The 22,074-nt window shown below is 62.1% G+C and carries 17 protein-coding genes and 1 pseudogene; 16 read left to right on the top strand and 2 right to left on the bottom strand.

Features of this window, described 5'->3' with window-relative positions:
- Window position 1 precedes the first annotated feature (1 nt).
- Window positions 2-961 (bottom strand): NAD(+) kinase, encoded by a 960-nt coding sequence (locus tag QZ951_RS07605; protein WP_292999938.1) that lies wholly within the window; start codon window positions 959-961, stop codon window positions 2-4.
- A gap of 187 nt (window positions 962-1,148) precedes the next feature.
- Between QZ951_RS07605 and hrcA the strand changes: the two genes are divergently transcribed.
- The 14 genes and pseudogenes from hrcA to QZ951_RS07535 all read left to right on the top strand — a co-directional run bounded on the left by hrcA (window position 1,149) and on the right by QZ951_RS07535 (window position 20,551).
- Window positions 1,149-2,219: a heat-inducible transcriptional repressor HrcA gene (gene hrcA / locus QZ951_RS07600; protein ID WP_292999937.1), complete on the top strand. Its 1,071-nt coding sequence runs from the start codon at window positions 1,149-1,151 to the stop codon at window positions 2,217-2,219.
- Between the two features lie 180 nt (window positions 2,220-2,399).
- Window positions 2,400-2,951 carry a nucleotide exchange factor GrpE gene (gene grpE, locus QZ951_RS07595; RefSeq protein WP_292999936.1) on the top strand — a complete coding sequence of 184 codons (552 nt, stop codon included), beginning with the start codon at window positions 2,400-2,402 and terminating at the stop codon, window positions 2,949-2,951.
- A gap of 111 nt (window positions 2,952-3,062) precedes the next feature.
- On the top strand, window positions 3,063-4,991 hold the full coding sequence (gene dnaK, locus QZ951_RS07590) for a molecular chaperone DnaK (protein ID WP_292999935.1): 1,929 nt from the start codon (window positions 3,063-3,065) through the stop codon (window positions 4,989-4,991).
- A gap of 156 nt (window positions 4,992-5,147) precedes the next feature.
- Window positions 5,148-6,275, top strand: a complete 1,128-nt coding sequence (gene dnaJ / locus QZ951_RS07585) for a molecular chaperone DnaJ (protein WP_292999934.1) — start codon at window positions 5,148-5,150, stop codon at window positions 6,273-6,275.
- Window positions 6,276-6,403: 128 nt separating this feature from the next.
- The gene (gene dapB / locus QZ951_RS07580) at window positions 6,404-7,219 is read left to right on the top strand and encodes a 4-hydroxy-tetrahydrodipicolinate reductase (protein WP_292999933.1); all 816 of its coding nucleotides are present in this window, start codon (window positions 6,404-6,406) and stop codon (window positions 7,217-7,219) included.
- A 61-nt stretch (window positions 7,220-7,280) separates the two neighbouring features.
- Window positions 7,281-9,143 (top strand): potassium transporter Kup, encoded by a 1,863-nt coding sequence (locus tag QZ951_RS07575; protein ID WP_292999932.1) that lies wholly within the window; start codon window positions 7,281-7,283, stop codon window positions 9,141-9,143.
- A gap of 3 nt (window positions 9,144-9,146) precedes the next feature.
- Window positions 9,147-9,641 (top strand): GNAT family N-acetyltransferase, encoded by a 495-nt coding sequence (locus tag QZ951_RS07570; RefSeq protein WP_292999931.1) that lies wholly within the window; start codon window positions 9,147-9,149, stop codon window positions 9,639-9,641.
- A gap of 34 nt (window positions 9,642-9,675) precedes the next feature.
- Complete coding sequence (locus QZ951_RS07565; RefSeq protein ID WP_292999930.1) at window positions 9,676-11,022, top strand: amidohydrolase; 1,347 nt, start codon at window positions 9,676-9,678, stop codon at window positions 11,020-11,022.
- On the top strand, window positions 11,019-11,300 hold the full coding sequence (locus QZ951_RS07560) for a DUF427 domain-containing protein (protein WP_292999929.1): 282 nt from the start codon (window positions 11,019-11,021) through the stop codon (window positions 11,298-11,300). Before QZ951_RS07565 ends, QZ951_RS07560 begins: the two co-directional genes overlap by 4 nt.
- Before the next feature lie 13 nt (window positions 11,301-11,313).
- Window positions 11,314-11,571, top strand: a pseudogene (locus QZ951_RS07555) (radical SAM protein); the annotation flags it as partial.
- 363 nt (window positions 11,572-11,934) lie between these two features.
- Window positions 11,935-14,712, top strand: a complete 2,778-nt coding sequence (locus QZ951_RS07550) for a DNA methyltransferase (RefSeq protein ID WP_292999927.1) — start codon at window positions 11,935-11,937, stop codon at window positions 14,710-14,712.
- Entirely contained in the window at window positions 14,709-16,763 is a 2,055-nt protein-coding gene (locus QZ951_RS07545) for a DEAD/DEAH box helicase (RefSeq protein ID WP_292999926.1), read from the top strand. Before QZ951_RS07550 ends, QZ951_RS07545 begins: the two co-directional genes overlap by 4 nt.
- Window positions 16,756-17,940: a GIY-YIG nuclease family protein gene (locus tag QZ951_RS07540; RefSeq protein ID WP_292999925.1), complete on the top strand. Its 1,185-nt coding sequence runs from the start codon at window positions 16,756-16,758 to the stop codon at window positions 17,938-17,940. Before QZ951_RS07545 ends, QZ951_RS07540 begins: the two co-directional genes overlap by 8 nt.
- Before the next feature lie 4 nt (window positions 17,941-17,944).
- A complete protein-coding gene (locus QZ951_RS07535; protein WP_366943836.1) occupies window positions 17,945-20,551 on the top strand; it encodes an AAA family ATPase in 2,607 nt (868 codons plus the stop codon).
- 279 nt (window positions 20,552-20,830) lie between these two features.
- On the opposite strand, the gene QZ951_RS20380 is transcribed toward QZ951_RS07535, so the two are convergent.
- Complete coding sequence (locus QZ951_RS20380; protein WP_366943835.1) at window positions 20,831-21,082, bottom strand: helix-turn-helix transcriptional regulator; 252 nt, start codon at window positions 21,080-21,082, stop codon at window positions 20,831-20,833.
- Between the two features lie 243 nt (window positions 21,083-21,325).
- Between QZ951_RS20380 and QZ951_RS07530 the strand changes: the two genes are divergently transcribed.
- Window positions 21,326-21,652 carry a hypothetical protein gene (locus QZ951_RS07530; protein WP_292999923.1) on the top strand — a complete coding sequence of 109 codons (327 nt, stop codon included), beginning with the start codon at window positions 21,326-21,328 and terminating at the stop codon, window positions 21,650-21,652.
- The gene (locus QZ951_RS07525; RefSeq protein WP_292999922.1) at window positions 21,649-22,017 is read left to right on the top strand and encodes a hypothetical protein; all 369 of its coding nucleotides are present in this window, start codon (window positions 21,649-21,651) and stop codon (window positions 22,015-22,017) included. Before QZ951_RS07530 ends, QZ951_RS07525 begins: the two co-directional genes overlap by 4 nt.
- Window positions 22,018-22,074: the final 57 nt, after the last annotated feature.

Here is a 22,074-nt window from a genome sequence, read left to right as displayed (position 1 = left end):
GTCAGTTCTTGCCGGGCACCGAACCGGACGCGGCACCGGCAGGGGCGCGGCCGGGCCCGTTGCCGGTCGGGTGGCGACCCCAGTCGAGCTTGTCGCGCAGCAGTTCGAAATAGCTGTAGCTGCGCGGATGGACCAGGATCAGGTCATGTTGCGAGCGGCGGATTTCCACCGCATCGCTCGGATTCAGCGCCGTGCCGATCTGGCCGTCGCAGGTCATCGTGGCACCGCTTTCGTTCACGCCGAGCACGATGCGCACGGTGCGCGACGCCGGCACCACGATCGGGCGATCGGACAGCGTGTGCGGGCAGATCGGCACCAGGGCCAGCGCGGCCAGCGCCGGATGCACCACCGGGCCGCCGCCGGACAGCGCGTACGCCGTGGAACCGGTCGCGGTGGAGACGATGAAGCCGTCGGCACGATGCTGGCTGATGAACTCCCAGCCGCCGGCGTCGCTGGCGAGGTAGGTCGCGAATTCGACCATCCGGATCGCAGCCTGATTGCGCACGACGACATCGTTGACCGCGAGCAGCGGCAGGCTCAGGCCGCCATCGGCCCGACGCACGCTGGCTTCGAGCACGACGCGGGATTCCTTGATGTATTCGCCTCGGAACAGGGCATCGAGCGTGTTCGACATGTCTTCCGGGCGAACATCGACAAGGAAGCCGAGGCGGCCCTGATTGACGCCGAGGATCGGCACGCCGGCGCTGGCGAGACTGCGGCCGGCATCGAGCAGGGTGCCGTCGCCGCCGATGACCACGACCAGATCGCAGCGCGAGGCCAGTTCGTCACGGCCGACGGCGGTCCCGGTGCTGGCCGGCACCAGGCGCGCGGTTTCGGAATCGATCAGGATGGTCCGGCGATGCTGGCGCAGCAGCCCGCACAACTGGATCAGCGTGTCGGTCACGCGCGGATCGCGCCGCTTGCCGATCACGCCGACGGTCTGGAAAGGGCTCTGGGGCACAGGGCTTGCGTGGGAGGCCGGGGGTGGGCGACGGGCGCGCTTGATAAATGCGTGAGGTGCGCAAATTATCATGCTCATGCGGCAAACGCTGCCCGGCTTTCAGGCGTCTGCTGCCGGCCTCGCGATCGCGAAAAAGCCCGTATTGTCAGGAAATCCTATCGTCATCGATGTCGTTTCGAAGCCCGCCATGTCCGTCAATCTCGATCCCCGCGCTGCCGAACTGCTGAAACTGCTGATCGAACGCCATCTGCAGGATGGCCTTCCGGTCGGTTCGCGGACGCTGGCGCGCGCGTTCGGGGTCGAACTGAGCCCGGCGACGATCCGCAACGTCATGGCCGATCTCGAAGACCTCGGCTTCGTCGCGTCGCCGCACACGTCCGCGGGACGGGTACCGACGCAGGCCGGCTATCGCTACTTCGTCGACACCTTGCTGGCGCCGGAACCATTGTCGGCAGTCGAGCAGTCGCGCATCGCCGAAGAACTGCTGCCGGGCAACAAGTCGCCGGCCGACATGCTGCAGACCGTTTCCGGCCTGCTGTCCCGACTGTCGTCGATGGCCGGCGTCGTCACCGTGCCGCGGCGCAACGTCACGGTGCTGCGGCGGATCGAATTCCTGAACCTGTCCGGTGGACGCGTGCTGGCGATTCTGGTCGTCAACCAGCGCGATGTGCAGAACCGCGTGCTCGACATGGGCCGCGACTACACGCCGCAGGAACTCGAACGCTGCGCCAACATCATCAACGAGACCTTCGCCGGGCGCGATCTCTACACCCTGCGCCGCTCGCTGGCCGAGGATTTCCAGGAAACCCAGAAGCGCGTGCAGCAGGTGCTCGGCGAGGCTGCGATGCTCGCCGAAGCCGCGCTGCGCGGCGACGAGGCCGAGGATTACGTGCTGGCCGGTGGCACCAACCTGCTGGCGTTCCAGGAACTGGCCGACATCAACCGGCTGCGACGGCTGTTCGACGTGCTGGACCAGAAGCGCGACCTGCTGGAACTGTTCGACCAGTGCCTCAACAGCACCGGCGTGCAGATCTTCATCGGCGGCGAATCCGGCTATCAGGTGCTCGACGGCTGCAGTCTGGTCACCGCGCCGTACACGATCGACGGGCAGGTCGCCGGCGTGCTCGGCGTGATCGGGCCGACCCGGATGGCCTACCAGCGGATCATTCCATTGGTCAGCGAGACCGCGCGGCTGCTGGGGACAGGCCTGGGCACCGGGATGGGACCCGGGCTGGGCTCGGGCCGGGTTCAGGGCTGAAGCTGCCGGCCGGCGGGGCCGCGCTCGCGCCAAAAGCGAGGCCGGAGCGCCCGTCACGGCGGTTTTGCCGCCGCGCGCGGGCTTGAAACCCGTCGCGGCATCCCCAACAGGTTGTCAGGGCAGGGCGCGGGGGCGCTCTGACCGCCACCCCTGCATCCAGAAAATCCAGTGGAATCAATCATGACGGATCAATCCGAAGCGACACCGGCTGCGCCTGACAATGACCTGCCGGCGACGGTGTCGATCGAAGAATACGAAGCGCTGAACGCGCGCCTGACCGAGGCAGAAACCGCCGCCGCGACGGCGCGAGACAGCCACCTGCGTGCCGTGGCCGAACTCGACAATGTCCGCAAGCGTGCCGAGCGCGAGATCGACAGCGCCCGCAAGTACGGCGCCGAGCGCGTGCTGGGCGACCTGCTGACCATCGCCGACAGTCTGGAACTCGGTCTGAAGGCAGCCAGCGCGCCGGAAGCGACGGCGAAGTCGATTGCCGACGGCATGGCGATCACGCACAAGCAGCTGCACCAGATGTTCGAGAAGTTCGCGGTGGCCGTGGTCGACCCGGCGGGACAGCCGTTCAACCCGGACCTGCACGAAGCGGTTTCGGCGATCCCGAGCAGCGACGTGCCGCCGAATCACGTGCTCAGCGTCATGCAGAAGGGCTACCGCCTGCACGACCGACTGCTGCGACCGGCGATGGTGATGGTCGCCAAGGCGCCACCGGCCGCCTGACGTCTCGTTTCGGTCTCTGTGACACGCCGCGCTTGAATTAGCCCGGCCCGTCAACAGATTGCCTTCATCTATAACCCAGCTGCATTCACGAATACCGGAGCTCACAAGAACATGGCCAAGATCATCGGCATCGACCTCGGCACCACCAACTCCTGCGTCGCGATCATGGAAGGCGGCACCGCCAAGGTCATCGAGAACGCGGAAGGCGAGCGCACCACCCCGTCGGTCGTCGCCTACCAGGAAGACGGTCAGACCACCGTCGGCCGCCCGGCCAAGCGCCAGGCCGTGACCAACCCGCACAACACGCTGTACGCCGTGAAGCGCCTGATCGGCCGTCGCTTCGACGACGCCGTGGTCCAGAAGGACATCGCGATGGTGCCGTACAAGATCGTCAAGGCCGCCAATGGCGATGCCTGGGTCGAGGCGCGTGGCAAGGCGATGGCCGCCCAGCAGATCTCGGCCGAAGTGCTGATCAAGATGAAGAAGACCGCCGAAGACTATCTCGGCGAGAAGGTCACCGACGCGGTCATCACGGTGCCGGCCTACTTCAACGACGCGCAGCGCCAGGCGACCAAGGATGCCGGCAAGATCGCCGGTCTCGACGTCAAGCGCATCATCAACGAACCGACCGCGGCCGCGCTGGCATTCGGCATGGACAAGGTCAAGGGCGACCGCAAGATCGCCGTCTATGACCTCGGCGGCGGCACCTTCGACATCTCGATCATCGAGATCGCCGAGGTCGATGGCGAACACCAGTTCGAAGTGCTGTCGACCAATGGCGACACCTTCCTCGGTGGCGAAGACTTCGACATGCGCGTCATCGACTACATCGTCGAGGAGTTCAAGAAGGAATCGGGCATCAACCTGAAGAACGATCCGCTGGCGCTGCAGCGCCTGAAGGAAGCGGGCGAAAAGGCCAAGATCGAGCTGTCGTCGACGAGCCAGACCGATGTCAACCTGCCGTACATCACGGCCGATGCCACCGGCCCGAAGCACCTGAACATCAAGCTGACGCGCGCCAAGCTCGAATCGCTGGTCGATGACCTGATCAGCAAGACGCTGGAGCCGTGCAAGATCGCGCTGAAGGACGCCGGCCTGTCAGCTTCGGAAATCCAGGAAGTGATCCTCGTCGGCGGCCAGACCCGCATGCCGAAGGTGCAGGACGCCGTGAAGAGCCTGTTCGGCCGCGAACCGCGCCGTGACGTGAACCCGGATGAGGCGGTCGCCGTCGGTGCCGCGATTCAGGGCGCGGTGCTGTCCGGCGAAGTGAAGGACGTGCTGCTGCTCGACGTCACCCCGCTGTCGCTCGGCATCGAGACGCTCGGCGGCAAGATGACCAAGCTGATCGACAAGAACACGACGATCCCGACCCGCAAGTCCGAAACCTTCACCACCGCCGACGACAATCAGGGCGCGGTAACGGTGCACGTGCTGCAGGGCGAGCGTGAAGTGGCCGCGGCCAACAAGTCGCTCGGCAAGTTCGACCTGACCGACATCCCGCCGGCGCCGCGTGGCGTGCCGCAGGTCGAGGTCACGTTCGACATCGACGCCAACGGCATCCTGAATGTCAGCGCCAAGGACAAGGCGACCGGCAAGCAGCAGTCGATCGTGGTCAAGGCGAACTCGGGCCTGTCGGACGAGGAGATCAAGAAGATGATCAAGGACGCCGAGGCGCACGCCGAGGAAGACCGCAAGTTCAACGAGCTGATCACCGCCCGCAACCAGGGCGACCAGATGATTCACGGTGTCGAGAAGTCCCTGAAGGATCTGGCGTCGGAAGTGCAGGACGACGAGAAGAAGCAGATCGAGGACGCGATCGCCGCCCTGCGTGAAGCGATGAAGGGCGACGACAAGGACGCCATCGCCGCCAAGACCGAGGTGCTGGCGACGGCGTCCGGCAAGCTCGCCGAGCGCGCGTACGCCAAGGCCGGCGCCGCGGCTGGCGCACCGGGTGCCGATGCCGGCGCCGGCGCCGCCCCGGGTGCGAAGGACGGCGACGTGGTCGACGCCGAGTTCACCGAAGTGAAGGACAAGAAGTAAGGCTTTGCGCGGGAGGCGGGAGGCGGGAGGCGTTGGGCGTGAAAAGCCGAACTCCTTTCGACTCCCGCCTTTTGCGTTGACCGGGATCTACCAGGGAATTTTCGCGATGCCACGTCTTTACGTCTCACGCCTCACGCCGCACGTCGCACCAACAAAATGAGCAAGCGCGATTACTACGAGGTGCTTGGCGTCGCCAAGACCGCTTCGGACGACGAACTGAAGAAGGCTTATCGCAAGCTCGCGATGAAGTACCACCCGGACCGCAATCCGGGCGACAAGTCGGCGGAGGAGAAATTCAAGGAAGCCAACGAGGCTTACGAAGTCCTGACCGACGGCAACAAGCGTGCGGTCTACGACAAGTACGGCCACGAAGGCATGCAGCGCGGCGGCGGCGGCGGTGCGGACTTCGGCGGCGGCTTCGCCGACATCTTCGGCGACGTGTTCTCGGACATCTTCGGTGGCGGCGGCGGGCGCGGCGGCCCGCGTCGCGGCGCCGATCTTCGCTATCGCATCGAACTGTCGCTGGAACAGGCGGTGTTCGGCGCGACCGAAACGATCCGCATCCCCACCGTTCGCGACTGCGAGCCCTGCCATGGCCACGGCACGGTCGACGGCAAGGCGCCACCGACCTGCTCGACCTGCCGCGGACAGGGTCAGGTGCGCGTGCAGCAGGGCTTCTTCGTGCTGCAGCAGAGCTGCCCGGCCTGCCGTGGCCGCGGCACGGTCGTTGCCGATCCGTGCAAGACCTGTCGCGGTGCCGGCAAGACGCGTTCGGAAAAGACGCTGGAAGTGAAGATTCCGGCCGGTGTCGACACCGGCGACCGTATCCGTCTGACCGGCGAAGGCGAACCGGGCGAAAAGAATGCCCCGGCCGGTGACCTATACGTGCAGGTGGAAGTGAAGCCGCACGAGATTTTCGAGCGCGACAACAACGATCTGCACTGCCAGGTGCCGGTCGGGTTCGTCGTCGCTGCCCTCGGCGGCGAAATGGACGTGCCGACGCTGAACGGCAAGGCCAAGCTGACGGTTCCGGAAGGCACGCAGAGCGGCAAGGTGTTCCGCCTTCGTGGTCTCGGCGTCAAGCCGGTGCGGGGTGGTCCGCAGGGCGATCTGCTGTGCAGCGTCGTGGTCGAGACGCCGGTGCACCTGACGCGCAAGCAGAAGGATCTGCTGAAGGAATTCGGCGAGACCGTCGACAAGGGCGGCGAACGCCACAGCCCGGCGGCAACCTCATGGCTGTCCAAGGCCAAGCAGTTCTTCGACGAGCACATCAAGCCGGGTTGATGGCGCTGCCATCCGCCGCGTGACCGATGATCGAGGTCAATTCCGGTGCCGCTGCGCGGCGGATTCCCGCAAGGCTGGCGAAGGCGCGTAATCTAACGCGCCTTCGCTGACTGCTTCGTCATTCGTTCATGAATCCAGCTTTAGCCGTCGCCATCCTCGGCGCCTCCGGGCGCATGGGGCGTGCGCTGATCGATGCCACGCTCCGCTCCTCCGAACTGACGCTTTCCGCTGCGATCGAGCGGGCCGGCAATCCGGTCGTCGGCACTGACGCCGGCGTGATGATCGGTGCCGCCGCCGCCGGCGTGCCGGTGACCGATGCCCTGTTGCCGGCGCTTGCGCAGTCGGCCGTTCTGGTCGATTTCACCGCACCGGCCGCCACCCTGGCGGCGCTCGAGGCGTGTGTCGAGATCGGCCGGCCGATCGTCATCGGTACCACCGGCTTCACGCCGGAGCAGAAGGTGCTGATCGGCAAGGCCTCGCGCAGCATTCCGGTGTGCATTGCGGCCAACTACTCGATCGGCGTCAATGTTGCGCTGAAGCTGGTCGAGGTCGCGGCCCGGACCTTGGGGCCGGAGTACGACGTCGAGATCGTCGAGGCGCACCATCGGCACAAGGTCGACTCGCCGAGTGGCACGGCACTGGCGCTGGGCGAGGCCGCGGCCGCCGGGCTGGGCCGCGATCTGCGCAGCAATGCCGTCTATGGCCGCGAAGGCCAGATCGGGGCGCGCAACCCGAACACCATCGGCTTCGCCACGGTTCGCGGCGGCGACGTCGTCGGCGATCACACGGTGATGTATCTCGGTGACGGCGAGCGGCTGGAAATCTCGCATCGGGCATCGAACCGCGCGAACTTCGCCACGGGCGCGCTGCGTGCTGCGGTCTGGATGGCCGAGCAGCCGCCCGGCCTCTATTCGATGCGCGACGTGCTGTCGCTGAACGACTGATTCGCGTCTGATCCGCACTTGAACGCGCCGATACCGGCTGTCGAGCCCGAGGTGATTGCCGATGCGCGGTGATCGCAAGACCCTGAGTCTGGGCATTGCCGCGCTCGGCGTCGTCTACGGCGACATCGGCACTAGCCCGATCTACGCGCTGCGCGAATGCTTTTTCGGCGAGCACAGCATCGAGGCGTCGTCGGCCAACGTCCACGGTGTGCTCAGCCTGATCACCTGGGCGCTGATCCTGATCGTCACGCTGAAATATCTGGCGATCGTCATGCGCGCCGACAACCGCGGCGAGGGCGGCACGATTGCGCTGGTCGCGCTGCTGAACCCGTGGCGCTCGCGACCGGGTTCGACGCGCAACATCCTGATGATGGTCGGCCTGTTCGGTGCCGCCTTGCTCTATGGCGATGGCGCGATCACGCCGGCGATCTCGGTGCTGTCGGCGCTTGAAGGACTCAAGGTGGCGACGCCGGCGTTCCAGCCGATCATCCTGCCGCTGACCGTGATCATCCTGATCGGCATCTTCTTCATGCAGAAGCGCGGTACCGGCGACATCGGTGCCCTGTTCGGCCCCGGCATGGCGATCTGGTTTGCCACGCTGGGTGCGCTCGGCATCGCCGGCATCATCGGCAATCCGGGCGTGCTGAAGGCAATCAACCCCTTGTATGCGCTGCACTTTTTCACCGACAACGGCTTCGCCGCGTTCATCATCCTGAGCTCGGTATTCCTGGTCGTCACCGGCGCCGAAGCGCTGTACGCCGACATGGGTCACTTCGGCCGCTCGCCGATCCGCCGCGCCTGGGGCTGTCTGGTGCTGCCGGCGCTGCTGCTGAACTACTTCGGGCAGGGCGCACTGATTCTGGGCAACCCGGACGTCCACAATCCGTTCTATCAGCTCGCACCCGGCTGGATGACCTATCCGCTGGTCGCGCTGACCACCTTCGCGACGATCATCGCGTCGCAGGCGATGATCACCGGCGCGTTCTCGCTGACGCGCCAGCTGGTGCAGCTCGGGCAGCTGCCGCGGATGAACATCGTCCAGACCTCCGGCGAGGAGCAAGGCCAGATCTACATTCCGGCCGTGAACTGGCTGCTGATGCTGGCCTGCATCACTTTGGTGCTGGTGTTCCGCTCGTCGTCGAACCTCGCGGCCGCCTACGGCATCGCCGTGTCGTCGACGATGGTGGTGACGACGATCCTGACTTTCTTCGTCGCTCGCCGGTACGACTGGCCGCGCCGCATCGTCTATCCGCTGGCGGCCCTGTTCCTGGTCATCGATCTCGGATTCTTCAGCGCGAACCTGTTCAAGATTGCCGATGGCGGCTGGGTGCCGCTGATGATGGCGGCGCTGATCTTCACGCTGATGACGACCTGGAGCCGTGGCCGCAAGCTGTTCCACCTGCGCATTGCCACCGCCGAGGACACGACCGACGAGCTGGCGCGGCGCGTCCGCGAAGACCCGCCGCACAAGATTCCCGGCACCGGCGTCTACATGACCGGCGACGATCACGCACCGGCCTATCTGCTGCGCCACCTGGAGCGCAACCGCGTGCTGCACGAGCGCATCGTGCTGCTGACGGTGCAGACGGTCGACGAGCCGCGCGTGCCGGCAGTCGAGCGCCTGCGCGGCTATGGCATCGCGCCCGGCATCTACCGGCTGGTGATCCGCTACGGCTTCATGCAGACGCCGAACGTGCCGGTGGCGCTGCGCTTCAGCGAGCAGCTCGGCCTCGACATCGACATCGACAACGTCACCTATTTCCTCGGTCGCGCGACCCTGATCCCGTCCGACGATCTGCCCGGCATGCCGCTGTGGCGCGATCACCTGTTCGCCTTCCTGGCCCACAACGCCACCCGCGCGACCGATTTCTACGGCCTGCCGCCGGAAGACGTGGTCGAGCTGGGCTTCCATGTCGAGATCTGAGCCATGTTCGCGATCACCCCCGCCACGGTCGATGACGTGCCGACCATCCTGCGGCTGATCCGGGCGCTGGCCGACTACGAAAAGCTGTCGCACGAAGTGGTGGCGACCGAAGACGGCCTGCGCGACGCGCTGTTCGGCGATCGCCCCGGCGCCGAATGTCTGATCGGCCGCGAGAACGGCGAGGCCGTCGGCTTCGCGCTGTTCTTCCACAACTTCTCGACCTTCCTGGGCCGCCGCGGCCTGTATCTGGAAGACCTGTTCGTCGATCCGGACCATCGCGGCAAGGGCTATGGCCGCGCACTGCTCCAGGCGCTGGCACAACTGGCCGTGGCCCGGCAATGTGGCCGGCTCGAGTGGTCAGTGCTGGACTGGAATGCGCCGGCGATCGGCTTCTATCGCAGCGTCGGCGCCGTCGTGATGGACGAGTGGCGCATCTGCCGGCTCACCGGTGACGGCTTGCGGACGTTTGCCGCAGACACCGGCAAGGCCACACGCTAATCTCGCGGCTGATCTCCTTCAGCCGGTTCCCACGATGATTCGAAATGCCCTGCGCGCAGCCGTCTCGGCTGCGGCGATGCTGTCGGTCTGGCCTGTGCTCGCGATGCAGAATCCGCGCAGCCACGATCTCGATGATCTGGTCGACAGTGTCACCGACCAACTGATCACCGATCGCCGCTACCTGCACGAACACCCGGAACTGTCGAATCGCGAGTTCGAGACCAGCCAGTACGTCGCCGGCAGGTTGAAGGCGATGGGTTATCAGGTTCAGACCGGCGTCGCCCGCACCGGCGTCGTGGCGGTGCTGCGCGGCGGCAAGCCCGGGCCGGTGGTGGCGCTGCGTGCGGACATGGACGGACTGCCCGTGGCCGAGGAAGTCGACCTGCCGTTCGCCTCGAAGGTCAAGAGCACCTATGACGGCAAGGATGTCGGCGTCATGCATGCCTGCGGCCACGACTCGCACATGGCCATCCTGCTCGGTGCCGCGAAGATCTTCGCGCAGCGCAAGGACCGGCTGCCGGGCACGGTCAAGCTGATCTTCCAGCCGGCGGAGGAAGGCAAGCCGAAGGGCGAGGAAGGCGGCGCGGAGCTGATGATCAAGGAAGGAGTGCTGAGCCAGGCGCCGGTCCCGGAAGTGATTTTCGGCCTGCACGTGCTCACCCAGTACGAATCCGGCCAGTTGGGCTTTCGCGCCGGTGGCCTGATGGCGAGCGCCGACAACTTCAGCATCGTCGTCCACGGCAAACAGACGCACGGTGCCATTCCATGGGGCGGCATCGATCCGATCGTGGTGTCGTCGCAGATCGTGCTGGCACTGCAGACCATCGTCAGCCGTCAGGTCAACATCACCGAAGCGCCGGCCATCGTCACCGTCGGCAAGTTCGATGGCGGCGTGCGCAACAACATCATTCCGGAGTCGGTGACGATGAAGGGCACGATCCGCGCGCTGGATCCGAAAGCGCGCGAGCAGATTCACGAGGCCGTGCGCCGCACCGCGACCAGGATCGCGGAAGCGTCCGGCGCCACCGCCGATGTGCTGATCGGCGACGAGACCGCGTATCCCGTCACCTATAACGACCCGGCGCTGACCGCGAAGATGCGGCCATCGCTCGCGCGGATCGCCGGCGCGTCGAATCTGGTCGAGACCACGCCGCAGACGGTGGCCGAGGATTTCTCGTTCTACCAGCAGAAGATCCCGGGCCTGTTCGTGTTCGTCGGCGTGCGCAAGCCCGGCGGCTCGCCTGACGAGTACGCCGCCAATCACTCGCCGCGCTTCAAGATCGACGAAGCCGGACTGCCGCTGGGCGTCAGGACGCTGGTCGGACTGACCCTGGACTACATGAATTCCCCGCTTCCCAAAACCACGAGCAAAACCCCATGAAAGCCATCTGGAACGGAACCGTCATCGCCGAAAGCAATGACACCGTCGTCGTCGAAGGCAACCACTACTTCCCGGCCGATTCGATCAAGCGTGAATACTTCGCCGACAGTGCCACGCACACGGTCTGCGGCTGGAAAGGCACGGCCTCGTACTACTCGCTGAATGTCGATGGCGCCGGCAACAAGGACGCCGCCTGGTACTACCCGGAACCGAAATCGGCCGCCGCCGAGATCAAGGGACGGGTCGCGTTCTGGAAGGGCGTGAAGGTCGAGGCCTGAGGCTTCGATGGCGGTGCTGCGCAAGGGACGCGGCGCCGGCTCGAACGACGAGGGCCGCTTCGAGTCGCGCAGCATCGAGAAGGTGGACGACGGCTGGCAGCGGGAAGAAGAACCACTGCCGTCGTTCGAGACCATCGTGCGGACGGTGCAGGCGAAATCGGTCCTGACCCGCAACGAGTCGCCGGACATCGGCTTCGACCAGTCGATCAATCCGTATCTGGGCTGCGAGCACGGCTGCATCTACTGCTATGCGCGGCCGAGCCACGGCTACGCCATTAAATACATGGCGAGAGTTCTTCGACACGCATAAAAAAACGACATCAGCTTGGCATAATGGCCAGTCGCCTTATGCCATTGGGTCATCCTCGCATAAGACTTGACGACGAACAGCGTTGACGTTCTTCCTCGTACCACTGAAAGGCAGACACCAAGCAGGTCATTGCCCGGGACTTTTGGGGATCTTCTAGCGGAACCATTGAGCTATTGCTGGTTTAGCAAGGAGGCCTCGTGACTTAGTGCACCGAGTCACATCCCTTCAGGGAGAATTCAAAGAGCAACATCTGGTCAAATACCGCGCATGTAGGCATTGGCCTTTTTTAGGATGGCCCGACCCCGAAAGCGTAAGGAAAAGCAAGTGAACGCAGTTGAGATCGAGCAAGCCATCACCGACCTCGCGGATCGGCCTTTTGAGTCCGCTGAGTTCCCCTACGGATTCCTTGAAGCATTCGGTAACAAGGAGACGACCATCAAACGTCTCCGCGCGGGGGCGTCGAACAAGTCTGACCTCGGCGGTGTTCTCCAAACCAACAACATCCACATCCTGACCTGCGACGCAGGGCGGGTCACGCAGACGCTGGCCGCCCTCAAGGCCAGCCCGGCGACGGCCAAGGCCAAGGCCAAGTTCATCCTCGCCACGGACGGTGCGGACTTCGAGGCAGAAGACCTGTCCAGCGGCGAGACCGTCGCCTGTGCTTTCAAAGACTTTCCCGACCACTTTGGCTTCTTCCTGCCGCTGGCGGGTATCAATACCGTCCGGCAAATCAGCGAAAACGCTTTCGACATCCGGGCCACCAGCCGCCTGAACCGCCTGTATGTCGAACTACTGAAAGACAATCCCGAGTGGGGCATGTCAGAGCGCCGCCACGACATGAACAAGTTCATGGCGCGGCTGATCTTCTGCTTCTTCGCCGAGGACACCGACATCTTCAGCGACGCCTTCACCGACACTGTGGCGACGATGAGCGCCAAGGATGCATCCAACACGCATGAGGTGATCGCCACACTGTTCCGAGCTATGAACATTGAGCGCGAGGACCGGGCCACTGCGGGGATTCCTCGTTGGGCTACCGATTTCCCCTACGTTAATGGGCAGTTATTCTCAGGCAGTGAAGAGGTGCCTCGATTCAGCAGAATCGCTCGATCCTACCTGGTGCACGTCGGCGGGCTGGACTGGACCCTGATCAACCCCGACATCTTCGGTTCGATGATCCAGGCCGTTACCGAGGACGAGGAGCGCGGCGAACTGGGGATGCACTACACGAGTGTCCCCAACATCCTGAAGGTGCTGAATCCGCTGTTCCTCGACGATCTGCGGGAGAAGCTGGAGGAAGCAGGCGATAACGTCCGAATGTTGCTAAACCTGCGCAAGCGCATCGCCAAGATCAGGGTCTTCGACCCGGCCTGCGGTTCTGGCAATTTCCTGGTCATAGCCTACAAGGAAATGCGCGCAATCGAGGCCGAGATCAACCGTCGGCGCGGCGAACCAGATATACGCTCATTGATCCCGCTCACGAATTTTCGCGGTATCGAGCTGCGCGACTTCCCCGCAGAGATCGCCCGCCTTGCGCTGGTCATCGCCGAGTACCAGTGCGACGTCCTGTACCGGGGTAAAAAGTTGGCGCTGGCCGTTTTTCTTCCCCTGCGCAACGAGAACTGGATCACCTGCGGTAACGCTTTACGGCTCGACTGGTTGGCAATTTGCCCTCCCACGGGGAGAAGCGTGAAGGTGCTTGCAGATGACCTGTTCGGTACTCCTTTAGATCAAGCAGAGATCGACTTCGAAAATGAAGGCGGCGAAACGTATATCTGCGGAAATCCTCCTTACAAAGGCAGCAATTGGCGAACCAAGGAGCAAACGCAGGAATTGAGTGATCTCTTTAGCCATCGAACAACGACGTGGAAGGCACTAGATTACGTCTGTGGGTGGGTAATCAAGGCTTCCGATTACAGCCGCTACGTTGCCGCCGCGAGTGCGTTTGTGATGACAAACTCGGTTTGCCAAGGTCTTCAAGCTTCGATTCTGTGGCCCCTCATTTTCGAGACCGGCCAAGAAATTGCTTTTGCACACACCTCATTCAAATGGTCAAACCTAGCGAGCCATAATGCTGGTGTTTCTGTGGTCGTCGTTGGCCTTGCGACTAAGATCATTGGTGAACGCAAGCTCTACGAAACGAATAGCGAAGGACAGCTTCACAGCAGGCAGGTAACGAATATCAATGCCTATTTATTGAACGCGAAAAATGTGTTCGTGGAAGGCGCTAAGAAGACCCTCGGATTTGATGCTGAGATTACAGATGGTAGCGGCGCATTGGACGGCGGGTTTCTGATTCTGGATCGCCATGCGCGGGACCAGATCATCCAAATGCAGTCGGGCCGATTTGCCAAATATGTGCTGCCTTACATGGGCTCCGGGGAGTTTATTAAAGGCACCCTACGCTGGTGTCTCTGGATCGAAGACCGACACCTCGATGATGCATTGCAATGCGAAGAAATTGCCCGTCGAGTCGCGGCCGTAAAAGCGTACAGAATCGCCGGTGGAACGCGAGCCAAAACGGCAGTATCGCGCCCGCACAAGTTCGCTTGGATAAATAAGCGCAACACACCGCAGATCATCGTACCAACAGTATTCTCGGAGAAACGTGAATACGTAACAGCCGGCTATTTAGATAATACGGTGGTCGTCAATAATGCGGCAAACATTGTTCAGAACCCACAACTCTATGTGTTTTCAGTCGTCTCTTCGTCACTACATATCTGTTGGGTAGAGGCAGTTTCAGGCAAGCTCGAAGATCGTATTAGGTATACCTCTGCTACTTGCTACAACACTTTTCCCTTGCCTGAGCTGACCGAAAAGAACAAAGCCGACCTCACTCGCTGCGCCGAGGAAATCATACTTTCGCGGGAGCGCCACTTCCCGGCGACTATCGCCGAACTCTACGATCCCGATGCCATGCCCGCCGACTTACGGATGGCGCATGATCGCAACGACGAAGTACTAGAGCGCATTTACATCGGCCGCCGCTTCAAGAATGATACCGAGCGGCTGGAAAAGCTGTTTGACCTCTACACCAAGATGACCGCTTCGGCTGCACCGGCCAAGGGCAAGAAGCGCAAGGCGGGAGCCAATGCATGAGCGACAGTACCAAGGCTGTACCGACCGTTTCCGTCACCTACGCTCGCAATGGCGCATCGGCTAAGGCCAATACCCTTGGCATGCGCCCCATGCAGGAGCGTGCCTACGAGAAGCGTGGAGAGCAGTACCTGCTCATCAAGTCGCCACCCGCCTCGGGTAAGAGCCGTGCGCTGATGTTCGTGGCACTCGACAAGCTCAAGAACCAGGGCATCAAACAGGCCATCATCGTTGTGCCCGAGAAGTCCATCGGGGCCAGCTTCAACGACGAGCCGCTGTCGAAGTATGGCTTCTGGTCCGACTGGCACGTTGAACCTAAGTGGAACCTGTGCAACGCACCGGGCAACGACAACGGCGGCAAAATCAAGGCGCTGGGCGCGTTCCTCCAAGGCGATGACAAGGTGCTGGTCTGCACCCACGCGACATTCCGCTTCGCAGTCGATGTCTACGGCGTAGAAGCGTTCGACGATCGCCTGATCGCGGTTGACGAGTTCCACCACGTTTCAGCGAGCCCGGACAACAAGCTCGGCTTGCACCTCGGGCAGTTCTTTGCACGTGGCAAGACCCACATCGTCGCTATGACTGGCTCCTACTTCCGCGGCGACGCCGAGGCCGTGCTCGCGCCTCAGGATGAGTCGAAGTTCGATACCGTCACTTACACGTACTACGAGCAACTGAACGGCTACGAGTACCTCAAGCAACTCGACATCGGCTATTTCTTCTACAGCGGGCCTTACATCGACGACATCCTCAATGTCCTCAATCCTGCAGAGAAAACCATCATCCACATCCCCAACGTCAATTCGCGCGAGAGTACGAAGGACAAGGTGAGGGAGGTGGAACACATCATCGAGGCTCTGGGGGAGTGGCAGGGCATCGACGCCGCCACTGGCTTCCAGCTCGTCAGGCGCCCTGATGGGCACATGCTGCGCATCGCCGATCTGGTCGATGACGATGGAGCGAAGCGGGACCGGGTGTCCGCGGCTCTGAAAGACCCGGCGCAGAAGAACAACCGGGACCATGTAGACATCATCATCGCGCTTGGCATGGCGAAGGAAGGTTTCGACTGGATTTGGTGCGAGCACGCACTGACCGTGGGCTACCGCGCCAGTTTGACCGAGATCGTGCAGATCATCGGCCGCGCTACTCGTGACGCGCCTGGTAAGACCCGCGCGAGGTTCACCAACTTGATCGCCGAGCCGGATGCAGCCGAGGAAGCTGTTGCCGAGGCCGTCAACGACACGTTGAAGGCGATCGCGGCGAGCTTGCTGATGGAGCAGGTTCTTGCTCCGCGCTTCGAGTTCAAACCCAAGAACCCCGATAGCGGCCCGACGCCGGGATTTAACTATGGCGAGGGGGGATACGACCCGGACCGCTGCAATGTCGGTGTCAACGAGCAGACAGGGGCGTACCAGATTGAGATCAAGGGCCTCGCCGAGCCCAAGAGCAAGGAGGCGGCACGCATCTGTCAGGAAGACCTGAACGAAGTCATCGCTGCTTTCGTTCAGGACAAGCCGACTATAGAACGCGGCCTGTTCGATGAGGAGCTGGTGCCTGAGGAGCTTACGCAGGTTCGCATGGGCAAGATCATCAAGGACAAATATCCGGATCTAGACGCCGAAGATCAGGAGGCCGTTCGCCAGCATGCCGTTGCCGCCCTCAATCTCACCCAGCAGGCCAAGCGGCTCGTCACCGAAGGCGAGAGTGACGGCTCGCCCAACACCGCCCTGATCGACGGTGTGCGCCGCTTCGCGATGGACGTGCGCGAGTTGGACATTGATCTCATCGATCGCATCAACCCCTTTGGGGAGGCCTACGCCATCCTTGCCAAGACCATGAGCGAGGACAGCTTGAAGCAGGTCGCGGCGGCCATTTCTGCCAAGCGCACGTCAATCACACCCGAAGATGCAAAAGTGATCGCCAAGCGCGCGGTGGAGTTCAAACGCGAGCGTGGGCGTACCCCATCGGTTACCGCACAGGATGCCTGGGAAAAGCACCTTGCCGAAGGCGCGGCCGCGTTCATGCGCTTCAGGGCGGAAGGACGCTATGAGTAACTCCGATCTTGACGACCTCGCGGCAGAGCTGGCCGAGTTCGCACCGCCTGAGAAGAAAAATGGACGCCCGGCCGGCGAGGAGCGCGTCATCGCTGGCTTCGAGGAAATTCAACGTTTCACCGAGGAGCACGGGCGTGCGCCGGGGCATGGCGAAGACCGCGACATATTCGAGCGCCTCTATGCCGTACGGCTCGACCGTCTACGCGCGCTCCCGGATTGCCGCGCCTTACTTGAGCCGTTAGACCATCAGGACTTGCTTGCTGGCGCGCCAACCGTAGCCGCTTCGGCGGACGATTCGATCGACATCGACGACCTGGCTGCCGAGCTGGCGGACGTGGCCGACGCAGACGACATCACGGTTCTGCGCCACGTCCGTACCAGCGCCGAAAAGCGTGCAGCCGAAGAGATCGCGGATCGCAAGCCCTGCGAGGACTTTGAAATCTTCCGCCCCTTGTTCGAGCGCGTGCAAACGGAAGTCAAGACTGGCTTGCGCCAATCCCAGTCCATCGAGGCGGGCCGCCGCGCGATCGAGGCCGGCGACTTTTTCGTTCTCGATGGCCTTACGCTCTACGTCGCCGAGGTCGGCGAGCCACTGAAGACGACCGCGGGGGAGGTGGACCGCCGCCTGCGCCTCATCTTCTCCAACGGCACCGAGAGCAATCTGCTGTTGCGCTCGCTCCAGCGCGCGTTCTACAACGACTCCGCCGCACGGCGGCTGGCCTCACCTGAGAGCGGGCAACTCTCCTTCGGCGGCGAGCTTGAGGCCGATGATGTCGAAAGCGGGACGATCTACGTCCTGCGCTCTCTGTCTGATCATCCCTACGTCGCGCAGCACCGCGACGTCATCCACAAGATGGGCGTGACCGGCGGAAAGGTAGAGACGCGCATTGCCAACGCCGAACACGAGTCCACATACTTGCTCGCGAAGGTCGAAGTGGTGGCGACTTATAAGCTCGCGGGCATCAACCGCACCCGGATGGAGAACCTGTTCCACAGGCTGTTCGCACCTGCGCGCCTGAACATCACCATCAATGACCGCTTCGGTCACCCCGTGCAGCCCGAAGAGTGGTTTCTCGTTCCGCTGTTCGTCATCGACGAGGCCGTGGCGCGCATCAAGGATGGCAGCATCACGGGATATCTCTACGATCCCAAGGCTGCAAAGCTGGTGACTGCATAGACATATGACTACGGAAGCCGAGGCGCTCGCGAACATCCTCGTTTGGTCTGCTGACGGCCCCGGCTGGCAGCGAGACGCGTTGCGCCGACTGGCAACGCAAGCAACTCTGCAGCCGGGCGAGACCGACGAACTAGCTTTCATTTGCAAGGGTGACCGCCAGGCGGTTCCACTACAAGCGGCGCACCTTCGCGGCCAGCACCGAGATCAGGGTGTAGTTAACCTACGTCAGGTGCATGGGGTGAGAAACGTCAACGCCCTTGCTCCCGACCAACGGCTTACGCTTCACCGGCTTGGATTAACGATCATCTACGGGGACAACGGATCGGGAAAATCTGGCTACGCGCGGATTCTCAAAAAGGTGTGCCGCGCGCGCATGTCCGGACGAACTGAGGAAATTGCAGCCGACATATATGACGTTTCGCCTGGCACCCCGAGCGCAACGATCGAATACTCGGTCAACGGTCAGAACCGTACTTGCGCTTGGCAGCTCGGACAGCCTGCTGATACTGCGCTTTCAGGCATCAGCGTGTTCGATGCCCGCACCGCGAACGTCCACGTAGACGAAACGAATGATGTGGCTTACACACCGGCACCGCTCAAGCTGCTTGGCGGGCTGGCGCAGCTTTGTAGATCGGTCAGGGACAAGCTGGCAGCCGAGATCGAGCAGATAAAGGACCAAACTCCCGAAGCAATAAGTACACCGGCATGCGGCAGGGATACAGCGGTCGGTAGGCTTCTGTCTCGGCTTACAGCCGGTACTGCTCCTGCGACATTAGAAGTATTGACCACGCTCACGCAATCAGAGCAAGACCGATTGGTTCAGCTGACGGCGGATTTGGCAGGTGATCCGGCTCGTGCCGCGCGCCAGCTTTCGGCGTTGAAAGGCAAAGTTGATGGATACGTTGCGAGTTTGGACCGGCTGTTCGCGTCAATTGGTGACGCAGCCGCTAATGACCTGCACCGTCTTGCCGTGGATAGCGATTCCGCGCGCCGAGCTGCAAGCGCCGCCTCCGATGCACTTTTCCGCGACGAACCATTGCCGCAGATAGGCTCGGAGGTTTGGCAGGCGCTATGGGACAGCGCCCGAGCATTTTCTGATGCGGATGCCTATCCAGAACTGCACTTCCCCGTAACAGCCCCCGGCAGCGTATGCGTGCTTTGCCAGCAGCATTTGACGCCCGTCGCCGCTGATCGTCTCAATCGCTTTGAGGCTTTCGTGCGCAACGATAGTCAGCAACGTGCCGAGGCTGCGCGCGTCGCTTACGACGCGAGGTTGGCAACTTTCGAGGGTGGGGCGATTTCGTTGGTCGAGCTTGCGAGCATCGTGGCGACCGTCCGCGATGAACTGCGTCAGGACGCTTTAGCGATGGAGATTCGGAGGGCGACCCTATGTGCACTGTGGCGTCATCGCAAGATCAGACGGTGCCACGCAAAGCTAGGTGCCGTTCTTGGCGCCGCTGTTGGGGGATATCCGCGAAATGCGCTTGTCGAACAAGCAGCGGGCATTGAGACTCGGGCGGCTGCCCTAGCTGCGGAGGCTGGTTCTCCAGCTCGTGCCGCCTTGCTTGCCGAAAAGTCCGAGCTTACGGATCGGAATTGGCTTTGTGGCATGAAAGCCGACGTTCTTGCCGAAATCGAACGCCATAGACGAATCGCCCGGCTTGAGGCCGCGCTACGGGACACTGCTACCAACCGCGTTACCACCAAGAGCACCGAGATCGCTCAGGCTTTGGTGACGGACGCTCTTCGTACACAGTTCGCTCGTGAGGCGGCGAGCTTCGAAATTGCTGGCCTTGCCGTGGAGCTTCGCCAGCAAAATAGCGTGCAGGGCATTCCCAGATTTAAGGTTGCCCTCACACGAAAGCCTAACGCTGCGGTAGGACAGGTCTTGAGCGAAGGTGAACATCGATGCGTCGCCTTGGCAGCCTTCATGGCTGAACTCACCACCACCGAAAACAAGTCAGGCATCGTCTTTGACGATCCCGTTTCATCGCTCGACCACATGCATAGGGAAGCAGTGGCAAAGCGATTGGTTGCCGAAGCCGCTCATCGCCAGGTCATCGTGTTCACTCACGACCTCGCATTCTTATACGATCTGAATCGTGCGGCAGACGATGCTCAGCCCAAGCCGCTGGTCGCGATTAGTTCTATCAGTCGGGGGGCTGACAAGGCGGGCTTTTGCCGCACCGAGCCGCCATTTAAAGCGCGTCGGGTCAATGACATAACCGCAAGCCTGAGCAACCAGCTTGCCGGTGAACGCTACCACTTTGACCAAGGCAATCACGACGAGTGGCGAAAGTCTGTCAAAACCATCGCAACATCATTACGCGATACGTGGGAGATCGCAGTCGAAGAAGCCGTAGGTCATGTCATTCGGCGCCTTTCCAACGAGGTGAAGACCCCTGGCTTGGTAAAGCTGACCGCGATTACTGTTCCCGACTGCGAGGGAATGCGCGATGCATATGGTCGGTGCTCCGAACTGTTGCATAGCGCCGCCGCCACGTTAAATCGTCCTTTGCCGAGACCGGAAGCACTTTCTGCCGAGATTGAAATGCTGGCCGCATGGTCAGAGAGCCTTCGGCAGCGTCAAGGTGCCGCGAAACTGTCCTGAGCCTGTGGTGTTGCAAACAGCACTGCTCCGGCGGCGAATTCTGCCCCTTCTCGGGGCTCATCCGTTGCACTGCAACTTTTGTAGCTACCCTTGCGGTGTAGGCCATGGCGCATGACCTTTGCCATCGTCGGTTTTGGGCGGCTCGATCCCGCCGGATGCCATGTCCGTGATGAGGTTGACGAGCAAGTTGGTATCGCGTGACCGCGCTGTCGCACCGTAACGGCGGCGACTTGAGATGGGCGTTCTGAGTTGCCAGTCCCCGCCACGACCCTCCTAGCCCTATTTCGACAGCGCCTCGCCAGTACGGGCGACCAACACCTCAGCCGCCACACCTAGCTGCTGTGACAGGGCAAAAAGAGTACTCAGGGTGGGCTGGCGTTCCCCGCGCTCAAGCAGGGACACATAGGTGCGATCCATACCACAAGCAAGGCCCAGGGCTTCCTGTGAAACGCCAACCCGCGCCCGGGCGGCTCGAAGCACATCACCGAACGCGATGGCAACAGGGTTGCGTTTCTCTGACTTGGCCGGCATCCGCCGACAGTGACTCGCCGACGACTATTGATCTACGGACTATAGTCTGCGACGCTATGGGGATACCTGGGCCTGCTTTGTCCCTCGGCGGTAAGTTTGAGGGCGGGAAGCTCAGTTTCTCGACGCACAGCGGACAGTCCGAATTGCGAGAGGAGCACGGCGGGTGCGTGCTTCGTGAACTTTCGACAAGACTGAGGGTAGCGCGTGTGCTTTCGATTGACATATGACGATTCTGAAATTTGCTTGGCTCTCCGCTTCGATGGGCACATCGAAGAACGCCTGCTTCAGATCATCGGCAAGGCTGAGCCACAAGCAGCAGCCGAACGGGGGCGGGTTGATTTGTCGAGGCGCATCGTCGATTTGGTGACCGCTTTGCTCGAAGGAGAGTTGCTGCCGCCTACCGAAAAGCAGCTCAAATATGCGGTAGCGATCGCTCAAGAGCTGTCACTTGTGCTTCCAGCCGAGGTGCTGCAGTACCGCGAGACGATGAAGGCATTTCTCGACACCCATGCAGAGCACTACCGTCGGCGTAAAGGCTACCTTGGACCAGATGCAGCGATTCGGCCGTGAGCAATGAGTCTCCGGAAGAAATCGCAGTGCGAGTCCGCACCGCACTCATTGACGAGGCGGCCAGTGACTACGGATCGGACTTTAAAGATAAGGAATATCCCGAAATCGTATGGTCTATGTACGGCCTGCTGCGTACCAATGAGATCGCTGTCATCGCCGAGGTTGGATCGTTGAAACTGGGAATGGCGCGTGTTTCCTCGGTGGTATGGCCGGCAATGATTGATCGAATCTTCGGCGTAGACATTGAAGATCGAAACCTAGCACTATGGCTGTCGAAAGAACTGTGGGACGTTCGCTCCAACCAGTTGGTTACGGAGGCGATGCGAGTTCGTCATTTATCGAAAATCTTGGGACAAAATCGATAGAGCGACAGTCGTTCTTCTGCGGAGCCTGGGATACAAAGCATGAAAATTAGCGACCAA

The organism is Nevskia sp. (assembly GCF_021732705.1).
Taxonomy (GTDB): Bacteria; Pseudomonadota; Gammaproteobacteria; order Nevskiales; family Nevskiaceae; genus Nevskia.
This window is presented reverse-complemented; position numbering and strand designations above follow the sequence as displayed.